This window comes from Allomesorhizobium aridi (assembly GCF_043769475.1).
Lineage (GTDB): Bacteria > Pseudomonadota > Alphaproteobacteria > Rhizobiales > Rhizobiaceae > Allomesorhizobium.
The window spans coordinates 1,185,556-1,196,470 of record NZ_CP171729.1 but is presented as its reverse complement, the minus strand read 5'-3'; the positions used below and the strand labels follow the sequence as shown (position 1 = coordinate 1,196,470).

General features: G+C 64.9%; 6 protein-coding genes. All 6 read right to left on the bottom strand.

Features of this window, described 5'->3' with window-relative positions:
- Window positions 1-334 precede the first annotated feature (334 nt).
- Entirely contained in the window at window positions 335-4,711 is a 4,377-nt protein-coding gene (locus ACG873_RS07790) for a glucoamylase family protein (protein WP_394891202.1), read from the bottom strand.
- A 251-nt stretch (window positions 4,712-4,962) separates the two neighbouring features.
- Entirely contained in the window at window positions 4,963-5,541 is a 579-nt protein-coding gene (locus ACG873_RS07785; RefSeq protein ID WP_394891201.1) for a HutD family protein, read from the bottom strand.
- Window positions 5,541-7,217, bottom strand: a complete 1,677-nt coding sequence (gene hutU / locus ACG873_RS07780) for a urocanate hydratase (RefSeq protein WP_394891200.1) — start codon at window positions 7,215-7,217, stop codon at window positions 5,541-5,543. Before hutU ends, ACG873_RS07785 begins: the two co-directional genes overlap by 1 nt.
- Before the next feature lie 29 nt (window positions 7,218-7,246).
- Entirely contained in the window at window positions 7,247-8,065 is an 819-nt protein-coding gene (gene hutG, locus ACG873_RS07775) for an N-formylglutamate deformylase (protein ID WP_394891199.1), read from the bottom strand.
- Window positions 8,062-9,606 (bottom strand): histidine ammonia-lyase, encoded by a 1,545-nt coding sequence (gene hutH, locus ACG873_RS07770; RefSeq protein ID WP_394891198.1) that lies wholly within the window; start codon window positions 9,604-9,606, stop codon window positions 8,062-8,064. Before hutH ends, hutG begins: the two co-directional genes overlap by 4 nt.
- The gene (gene hutI / locus ACG873_RS07765; RefSeq protein ID WP_394893403.1) at window positions 9,603-10,838 is read right to left on the bottom strand and encodes an imidazolonepropionase; all 1,236 of its coding nucleotides are present in this window, start codon (window positions 10,836-10,838) and stop codon (window positions 9,603-9,605) included. The genes hutH and hutI overlap by 4 nt, the downstream gene beginning before the upstream one ends.
- Between the last annotated feature and the right edge of the window lie 77 nt (window positions 10,839-10,915).

Below are 10,915 nucleotides of genomic sequence, written 5' to 3'. Positions count from 1 at the left end.
GCCCGTTGGACATGAGGTTGGTCGACCGCAGCGCGGATTCCGGCTGCAGCACCAGCCTGGTGTCGGCGCTGGGCTCGGTCTCCTCGATCCTGCCCCGCTCGGCCGCCTCGGTCCTGACGATCGCCACGGGAATGTCGCGCGGCGCTTTTTCCTGCAGCAGCAGCTCCGCCGCCTCAATCACCGGATCGCTGTGGAACCGGTCGCGCATGCGCCCTTCGAAAATGGCGTTCGCGACCGACACGATCGACATGCCCTGATGGTGGGCCATGTAGTTGAACACGACTGCATGGGTCTTGCCCTCCGGCACGCGTTGCGGCGTGAAGTCGATCGCATCTTAGAAGCCGTAGCGGCCGAGCGCGCCGATCCCCCTCATGCGTTCTAGATTTTCCACCGCCTCGTGAGGCATGAACTGCGCCGCCAGCACCGTGGCATAGGGCGCGACCACCGTGTTCTGCGCCAGCCCACGCTTCAGGCCGAGGCCCGGCACGCCGAAGTTGGTGTACTGGTAGGTCATCTCCCGGTCGCGGCCATTGTAGGCGGCTTCGGAAATTCCCCACGGAATGCCCTTGGATCGGCCGTACTGGATCTGCCGCTTGATCACCAGCTTGCTGGTCTGGTTGAGGATGCCACCCTGCGGCTCCTTCATCACCAGCGGCGGCATCAGGTACTCGAACATCGAGCCCGACCAGGACATCAGCGCGCCGCGGAAGCCGATCTCGACGATCGGGCGGCCGAGCCGGAACCAGTGTTCGGTCGGGATGTCGCCCTTGGCGATGGCGAACAGGCTGGTCAGCCGCGCTTCGGAGGCGAGCAGGTCGTAGCAGCTCTCGTCGAGCTGGTGCTCCTCGACCCGATAGCCGATGGACAGCAGCTTGCGCTCACGCCGCAGCAGGAACGAAAAATCCATCTCGAAGGCGAATTTGCGCGTCCGCTCGCGCAAGGCGAGCAGGCTCGTCCGCAACGCCTCGACGGCGCCCTCGTCGCTGTGGGCGTCATTGACATGGGCTTCGCAGGTTGCCTGAAGCTTGGAGGCCCACTCCGGCAGCACTTCGCTGCGCCCGGAGCCGACCTCTGCATGGATGGCGCTTGCGAGCTTGCGGATCTCGCTGGCCAGAACCGCCAGGTTGATCGTCCGGATCGAGGCCATCTCGGGCTGCTGCTTGATCGTGTCGACGGCGCGGCGCATGCCTTCGATGCGGTCACGCAGGCGCTGGCGCAACGGCCGCAGCTGACGCCGGTCGTCCGGCAGCTCGTCGAGGCTCTGCTCGAGGATCGAGACGCAGTCGAGCAGTCCTTCGAACTCGCCCTGCAGATGCACCGACGGCGCTTCGGCCCATTCGGCGCAGGCGGCGGCGACCGCCAGCAGATGTCCCGCCAGATTGCCGCTGTCGACGCTGGAGACGTAGAGCGGATAAAGCGGCCTCAGCGTCGCCGTGTCGTACCAGTTGTAGAGGTGACCGCGGAACCGCTCCATGCGCTCTATGGTCGTCATCGTGGCCTCGATGCGGCCGATCGCATCCGCAAGGCCGATCCAGCCGAAATCGCGCGCCGAAACCACGGACAGCAGGTAAACCCCGACATTCGTCGGCGAGGTGCGCTGGGCCACGATCTGAACCGGCGTTTCCTGGAAATTATCGGGCGGCAGCATGTTGTGATGCGGCGTGACATAGGTCTCGAAATAGGCCCATGTGCGCCGCGCGAAGACGCGCAGACGCTCGACATCGCGCTGCGTGATGCGCAGCCGGTCCTCGGTTTCGGCCGAGCGGCTGATCAGCCACGCAAAGGCCGGCGATCCGGCCCAGAAAATGGCGAAGAAGAACGCGACGAATGCGCCCGTCGAATCCGCGGCCACCGGGACCGCCAGGCCGACAAAGGCGATGACGATCGCGCCCCACATCAGCCGGTAGTAGGAGGCCAGGCGGTTTCCGTTGGTCTTTTGCACCTGGGAGGCGGTGCGCCATTCGAGCAGGTTTTGGCGGCTGACGAACAGCCGGTAGAGCGTGCGCGCGATTGCGTCGGCCATCATCCACGCGGAATGGGCCATCAGCACGATCTTGAGCGCCACCATCGCCGTGCCGAAGGCCACATCGCGGAACAGCGCATTGAAATGGCCGCGCGCAGTAGCCTCGCGGCTTTTCGGCAGGATCGCATCGATGATCTCGAAGGTCGGCGCCATGAAAAGAGTTAGGATCAGCAAGGCCTGCCATTGCGCGGCCTGGGTGAACGGCAGCAGGGTCCAGCCGGCGATCGCCGCAAGCACCCAGAATATCGGCGTCAGCGAGCGGCGCAGATTGTCGACCATCTTCCAGCGCGACAGCGCCGGCACGCCGGACGTCGGATCGAGGATATAGCCGAGCAACTGCCAGTCGCCCCTGGCCCAGCGGTGCTGGCGCGACGCATCGACCGAATAGCGGGTCGGATAATCCTCGACGACCTCCACGTCGGTGACCAGCGCGGAGCGCGTCAGCGCCCCTTCCAGGAGGTCGTGGCTGAGAACCGTGTTTTCCGGAATGCGCCCCTTGAGAGCCGTTTCCAGGGCGTCGATGTGGTAGAGGCCCTTGCCGGTGAAGGAGCCGTCGCCGAACACGTCCTGATAGAGGTCCGAAACCGCGAACACGTACGGGTCGAGGCCCCGGTTGGCCGAAAAGACGCGCTGGAAGAAGGAGGCCTCGTCGCCGGTCGTCAGGGACGGCGTCACGCGGGGCTGCAGGATCGCATAGCCGCGGGCGATGCGGCGCGTCGCCGGGTCGAATTCGGGGCGGTTGAGCGGATGGCAGAGCTTGCCCACGAGCCGCGTCACCGCATCGCGGGTCATCTTGGTGTCGGCGTCGAGCGTCATGACGTGGACGACGCCTTCCGGCAGCGGCGCATCGGGCGGCAGGAAGGTGGTGTCGCTGTCGCCGCGCAGAAGCAGGTTGAGCTCATGCAGCTTGCCGCGCTTGCGCTCCCAGCCCATCCAGCATTTCTGCGCGTCGTTGTAGAGGCGCCGGCGGTGGAGCAGATAGAAGCGCGGACCTGCGATGCCCGACGGGTAGCGGGCGTTGAGCTGCGCGATCTGGGCGCGCGCATGTTCGAGAATTTCGAGATCGACCGGCGTCTGCTCCGTGTCGCTGTCGGGCCAGTCGGACAGAAGCGCGAAGTGCAGTTCACCCGACATGTTCGCCAGATGATGGATCTCGAGCGTGCGGATGTTTTCCTCGACGTCGTCGCGCGAGCCGATCAGCGACGGCACCACGACGAGCGTGCGCGCCTCGACGGGAACACCATCCTTGTATTCATAGCCGATCAGCCGCGTCGGCTTCAGGAACTGAAGCACGATGGTGTTGAAAAAGGCGAGCGCACCTTCGCTCGCGGGCACCGCGAACAGGACCAGCATCAGCGAGATCGAAACCGCGGAAAGGCCGAGGCTCGCAAGCGCGCTGCCGGTCAACGCCAGGAGCAGGACGGTCAGCGCGAATACCGGAACCACGATGCCCGCCCAGTCCGTCTTGCGGAAGGCACGCTTGACGCGGGTGGCGATGCCGCGGCGGTAGCCTATCGCCTTTTCCAGTTCCGGCCGCCGCTCGCCGACCAGGAAAAATCCGACATCGGTTTCGTCGGCAGTTCCTGCTTCGCTGTCCGTTGCCGGAGCACAACCGGCCATTTCGGTCGCGCGCTCGGCGACGTGGTATTCGCTGAGGTTGGCGCGGCGCGCCAGATCTTCGATCGCGGTGCGGTATTGGTCGCGTGAAGGAAAATCGAGCAGCGCGTAGCTGGTGCGATCGCGCAGCAGCTCGTCGACGCGGCTGACCGTCTCGAACCACACCGACCAGTCGATGTCGTTGATCAGCCGCAGGCCGCGAATGATGTTGCCGGTCGTCACGTTGCCGCTGGACAGCGTGTGATGCTCGGCCATGATGATTTCTTCGGCGTCGGTGCCGGATTTCTCGAGCTCGCCCTCCAGCCAGACCAGCGCCTTACCTGCATTCTGCGATCCGTCGCGCAGCCGGTAGAGAAGCTGGGTGGCGAAAGTCGTATCACCGGCATGGACGGTGTAGTCGGCCAGGATCGCCCTTCGTTCGTCGTCCTCGCTGGACGCCAGAACGCGGTCCGCCACCTCGTTGGCGATCTGCCGCATCTCGCGCGCCCGCTTCACCCGCACCGCGATGCGGCGCAGATTCTCGATCAGGACAAAGCGCAAAAGCGACGGCAGCGCCCACAATTCGCCGATGCGGAACGGCTCGACACCCTGATAGCCGTCGACGACGGCCTTGAACATCTGGGACGAGACGGTGCTGTCGGAATGCGCGACGTAGATCCACGCCAGCGCCAGAGCCCGGGGAACAGCCCTGCCATCGGCCTGCTTTATCGTCGGCAATTCTCGATAGAAGCGCGCCGGCAGATCGCGCTTGATCTGAAAGATCGTCTCTTCGACGAGGTAGTTGTTGTCGAGAAGCCATTGCGCCGCGGGCGTTATCGGCTCGCCCCTCGCCTGCGCGGCGTTGGTTGAGCGGTAGACTTCCAGGATCTTGCTGGCGTTCTCGCGGTTGCGCTTCTGGAAATCGAACGGCTCCAAGCCGTAAAAGCTCTGGATTTCGTTCCTGGCCAGGCTTTCGCCCAGCGCCCTGAGCCTGTCCTCCTGAAGGTAGTGGGATCGTATTGGTTGTTCGGCCGCGGCCGGGAAGCGGGCGTCTGCCTTCTGCTTCCGGGCTTTGTCGGTCTGAATATCCATTACGGCCTATGTCCGTTCAACACACAACGAATCGCAAGGGAACCGCCGCTACTGCGCCAAAAGCTTTGAGTGACCATTGGTTGCAGGCGACGAATGCGCTTGCGGCACGCGATATACCAAAAAACACCACCTGTCTTGCGCCAATTCCAGGCGGCGGCGAGCGGTTATTCAGGACCGAGAAAATCCGGCATTTTCGTGGTTCGCACGGCATTTACACGATTTTGCGACGCCAGGCGCAGGCAGTCGGCCGGCTATGCGGCGGCCATGATCTCGATCAGGAAGAGGTCGGCCGGGCCGTCTGCTCGAAGGTGCAGGACTTCGGGAAAGTCGCATGCATGCAGCGTGTCGTGGGGTTCTAGCAGCAAGGCCGCGTCGGCTCCGACACGAACCGTACCGGATTGGCAAAACAGCAGCAGCTCTTGCGCTTTCGACGGCAGCTTGTACGCCGTATCTACAGTCATGCGGGTCACCGAGTGAGCAGCCTTGCCGCGCCGCGTCATCATGTTCAGATCCGTAATCGGGCCGGCGATCAGCGCCGCGCTTGTCGGCACATCGGCCGGGAATGACGAAGGGGCCGTGCTGCGGGTCAGTTCGAAGGGATTATGGCCCTCGACATTCAGGAGAATACCCTCGCCCTCCAACACGGCCAGCGCCCGGTCGACGCCCGCAAACAGCGAAAACGGACCGTCTGTCTCTACGCGGGCCATCGATAACCGCCAGTCGAAATCGTCGATGCCCGCGCCTTCGGGCGAGATGGCAATCTCGACGGTCTCGCCGCCGCCGTTCTTCCACGGCATGCGGCGGCAATCGGCGGCGCGGATGATGCGCATCAGTCGAGAATGCCGGGCAGATTGAGGCCATTTTCTTTGGCGCATTCGATGGCAGTTTCGTAGCCGGCGTCGGCATGGCGCATGACGCCGGAAGCCGGATCGTTCCACAAAACGCGCTCCAGGCGCCTTGCTGCCTCGGGCGTGCCGTCGGCAACGATGACCATGCCAGCGTGCTGCGAAAATCCCATGCCGACGCCGCCGCCATGGTGCAGCGAAACCCAGGTCGCGCCCGATGCGCAGTTGAGCAGCGCGTTGAGCAGCGGCCAGTCGGAGACCGCGTCCGAACCGTCCTTCATCGCTTCGGTCTCGCGGTTGGGAGAGGCGACCGAGCCGGAATCGAGGTGATCGCGGCCGATGACGACCGGCGCCTTCAGTTCGCCCTTCGCCACCATTTCGTTGAACGCGAGGCCGAGACGATGGCGATCACCGAGACCAACCCAGCAGATGCGTGCCGGCAGTCCCTGGAAATGGATGCGCTTCTGCGCCATGTCGAGCCAGTTGTGCAGGTGCTTGTTGCCGGGCGTCAGTTCCTTGACCTTGGCGTCGGTCCGGAAAATATCCTCGGGATCGCCTGACAGCGCCGCCCAGCGGAACGGGCCGATCCCGCGGCAGAACAGCGGGCGGATATAGGCCGGCACGAAGCCCGGAAAATCGAAGGCGTTATCGACACCTTCTTCCAGTGCCATCTGCCTGATGTTGTTGCCGTAATCGACGGTCGGAACGCCCATTTTGTGGAAGTCGAGCATCGCCCGCACGTGCTCGGCCATCGAGGCTTTCGCGGCCTTTTCCACCGCCTTCGGGTCGCGCTCCCGCTTCTCTTCCCATTCGGCGACCGTCCAGCCTTTCGGCAGATAGCCGTTGACCGGATCGTGCGCGGAGGTCTGGTCGGTCACCGCATCGGGGCGCACGCCGCGCTTTACCAGTTCGGGGAAAATGTCGGCCGCGTTGCCAAGCAGCGCGACGGAAATCGCCTTCTTTTCCTTGCAAGCCTTGTCGATGATCGCCAGCGCGTCATCAAGGTCCTTGGCCTGCACGTCGACGTAACCGGTCTTCAGCCGCATCTCGATGCGGCTCGGCTGGCATTCGACCGCGAGGCATGAGGCGCCTGCCATGGTCGCGGCCAACGGCTGCGCGCCGCCCATGCCGCCGAGGCCGGCGGTCAGAATCCAGCGGCCGGAAAGATCGCCATTGTAGTGCTGCCGGCCGAGTTCGACGAAGGTTTCGTAGGTACCCTGAACGATGCCCTGGCTGCCGATATAGATCCAGGAGCCGGCCGTCATCTGGCCGTACATCATCAGGCCTTTTTTATCGAGCGCGTTGAAATGGTCCCAATTGGCCCAATGCGGCACGAGGTTGGAGTTCGCCAAAAGCACGCGCGGCGCATCGGCGTGCGTCTTGAACACGCCGACCGGCTTGCCCGACTGCACCAGCAGCGTCTCGTCATTCTCCAGCTTTCTCAGCGCGCCGACGATACGGTCGAAGCTCTCCCAGTCGCGCGCCGCCCGGCCGATGCCGCCATAGACCACAAGTTCGCCCGGTCGTTCGGCGACGTTGGGGTCGAGATTGTTCATCAGCATCCTGAGCGGCGCTTCGGTCAGCCAGCTCTTGGCCGAAAGCTCGGTTCCGGTCGCGGCGCGGATCGTGCGCGCATTGTCGATGCGGGTGTGTTGCGTCATCGGAAAGCCTCCAGAATTGCCGGCGCAGCTTAACTGCGCGCCCAGGCGATTGCGGTTTCAAGGATCTTGGTCAAAGTCTCGCGCATCGGCGCGGCGAAGGCCGGATCGTAAGGCGTCGGCCAATTGTCCGGCGAGCCCTTGCCCTCGGGCTCGTGCATGTAGCCGCGATTGGAAACCTCCATCTGCAGGGCATGGACGCCAAGTTCCGGCCTGCCGTGATGGCGCGTGATCCAGCCGCCCTTGAAGCGGCCATTGACCACCCAGGTCTGCCCGGTCTCCGCCATAATCCGCGCTACCTTCTCCTGCAGCGCAGGCGCGGCGCTCCGGCCGTCATTGGTGCCGAGGTTGAACACCGGCAGCGTTCCCTCAAACAGCAGCGGCAACACCGAGCGGATCGAATGGCAATCATAGAGGACGATTTTCGGATGGATCGCCCTCAGCCGCGCGATCTCGGCTTCAAGCGCTGCATGATAGGGCTCGAAGAACTCCTTGCGTCTGCTGTCGATCTCCGCCTGCTTCGGCTCCTCGCCCTCCCGGTAGAGCCGATCGCCGTCGAATGTCGTGGTCGGGCAAAGCTCCGTCGTCGCCTGCCCCGGATAGAGCGAGGCGCCGGACGGGTCGCGATTGACATCGATGACCGTGCGGGAGATCGCGGTGTGCACAACGGTCGCGCCGAGGCTTCCGGCAAAATCGTAGAGCTTGTCGATCCACCAGTCGCAGTCGCGCTGCCCGAGCCAGCGCGACACGAGGCGCGGCTCGATATCGGCAAGACCGGTTCCGGTGTGCGGCAGGCTGACCAGCAGCGGCGCATCGCCACGCTGGATCGTCAGCCACGGCGTCGCGCTCACGACGCCACCCTCGAAACGCCCGGCAGATCCACGCTGTTTGCCGCCGCGATCACCGCGCCGCTGCGGACCAGTTCGATCGCCGCCTCCATGTCGGGATGGAAATGCCGGTCGTGGTCGAGATGCGGCACCTCGGCCCGGACGGTCTTGCGCACAGCCTCCAGTGGCTCGCTGGAAGGCAGCGGCGCATGGAAATCGCACCCTTGGGCCGCGGCCAGGAGTTCGATGCCGATCACAGCCGTCGCGTTCTCGACCATGCCGATCAGCCGGCGCGCGCCGTGCGCGGCCATCGAGACGTGGTCCTCCTGGTTGGCCGAGGTCGGGATCGAATCGACGCTGGCCGGATAGGCCTTCTGCTTGTTTTCCGAGACCAGCGCCGCCGCCGTAACCTGCGGGATCATGAAGCCCGAATTCAGCCCCGGCTTCGGCGTCAGGAAGGCCGGCATGCCCGACAGCGCCGGGTCGACCAACATGGCGATGCGGCGTTCGGCCAGCGAACCGATTTCGCAGACGGCCAGTGCGATGATGTCTGCGGCGAACGCCACCGGCTCGGCGTGGAAATTGCCGCCCGAAAGAGCGGTGTCATCTTCGGCGAAGATCAGCGGATTGTCTGTGACGCCGTTTGCCTCGGTCTCCAGCGTGTCGGCCGCCTTGCGCAACACGTCGAGGGCTGCGCCCATCACCTGCGGCTGGCAGCGCAGGCAGTACGGGTCCTGCACACGCTCGTCGCCGACGCGGTGCGATTCGCGGATGGCGCTGCCGGCCATCAGATTGCGCAGTGCACCTGCCGTCTCGATCTGGCCCCTGTGCTTCCTGAGGAGATGGATGCGCGGATCGAAAGGCGCGTCCGAACCCCTGGCCGCATCGGTCGACAGCGCGCCGGTGACCAGCGCCGAGCGATAGAGAATCTCGGCCTCGAACAGTGCCGCCAGAGCATAGGCAGTCGAAAATTGGGTTCCGTTGAGCAGCGCCAGACCTTCCTTCGCGCCGAGCACGACCGGCGTCAGCCCGGCGGCGGTGAGCCCTTCCGTGGCGGACACTCGTCCATCGGGCGTAAACAATTCGCCGACGCCGATCATCGTCGCGGTCATGTGGGCCAGCGGGGCGAGATCGCCCGATGCGCCGACCGAGCCTTGCGCCGGCACGACCGGCACCACATCCTTCGCCAGCATCGCCTCGAGCAGTTCCACCGTTCCGGGCCGGACGCCCGACGCGCCCTGCGCCAGGCTGGCAAGTTTCAGCGCCATCATCAGGCGCACGATGGAAACCGGCATCGGCTCGCCGACGCCAGCCGAATGGCTGAGCACGATGTTGCGCTGGAGCGTTTCGAGATCGGCCGCCTCGATGCGCACGCTGGCGAGTTTTCCGAAGCCGGTGTTGATGCCGTAGACCGGCTCGCCCCTGGCGACGATCCTCGCGACCGCATCGGCGCTCGCCCTGATCAGCGGCCGGCAGGCGTCGTCCAGTTTCGGCGTCGAGCCGCGATAGATGGCGCGCCAATCGGCGAGCGTGGCCTCACCCGGTTTCAGTACGAGTGTGGTCATCTGCCCCTCCAGATTCGCGCATGAAGCGGGTTGAAGCCCATGCGGTAGACAAGTTCGGCCGGGCTTTCGATATCCCAGATTGCCAGGTCGGCCGATTTGCCGGGCTCCAGTGTTCCCGTTTCGCCGGACATGCCGAGCGCAGCCGCCGCGTGGCGGGTCACGCCCAGCAGACATTCCTCGACTGTCATGCCGAACAGGGTCGCGGCCATGTTCATGGTCAGAACCAGAGAGGTCAGCGGCGAGGTTCCGGGGTTGCAGTCGGTGGCGACCGCCATCTTCACGCCGCGGCGGCGGAACAGGTCGATCGGCGGCTTTTTCGTCTCGCGGATGAAATAGAACGCGCCGGGCAGCATCACCGCTACCGTACTCGCCTTGGCCATGGCGGCCGCGCCGGCCTCGTCGGTGTATTCAAGATGGTCTGCCGAGAGCGCGCCGAAACTTGCGGCAAGCGCCGCGCCATGCAGGTTGGAAAGCTGGTCGGCATGGAGTTTTACCGGCATGCCGAGCGCCTTGGCGGCTTCGAACACGCGGGACATTTCCTCCGGCGAAAAGGCGATCCCTTCGCAAAATCCGTCGACCGCATCGGCCAGCCCCTCGGCCGCGATCGCCGGCAGCATCTTTTTCGCGACGAGATCGATGTAGGCCGACTTGTCGCCACCGGCCTCCGGCGGCAGGGCATGCGCGCCGAGGAAGGTCGTGCGGACTGCCACTGCCCTCTCCTCGCCCATCCGGCGCGCTGCACGCAGCGACTTCTTCTCGTTTTCCAGATCGAGGCCGTAGCCGGATTTGATCTCGACCGTCGTGACGCCTTCGGCGATCAGCGCATCGAGGCGGGGCAGCGTTTCGCGCACCAGATCGCCCTCGCTCGCCGCGCGCAACGCCTTGACCGATGAGACGATGCCGCCGCCGGCGCGGGCCACTTCTTCGTAGGTTGCACCGGCAAGCCGCATTTCGAATTCGTTGGCGCGGTTGCCGGCGTGGACGAGATGGGTGTGGCAATCGACCAGGCCGGGCGTGATCCAGCGGCCGCCGCAGTCGTGGATCTCGGCGTCACGCGTCAGTGCGGAGGGAAGTTCGGCTGCCGGTCCGGCAAAGACGATCCGCCCATCGCTGGCAGCGACCGCGCCGTCATCGACGACGCCCAGGCCGGGCAGCGACGGCGACATGGTCGCAAGCCGTGCGTTGCGCCAGATGCGCGTCCGCTTCGATGGTTTCTCCCCTGCGCCAGCCATCACTTTCCCGTTTCCATTGCGCTTCAATATGTATATACATATCACACAGCGACGCAAGTGGGCTTCGGCTCCAGGAT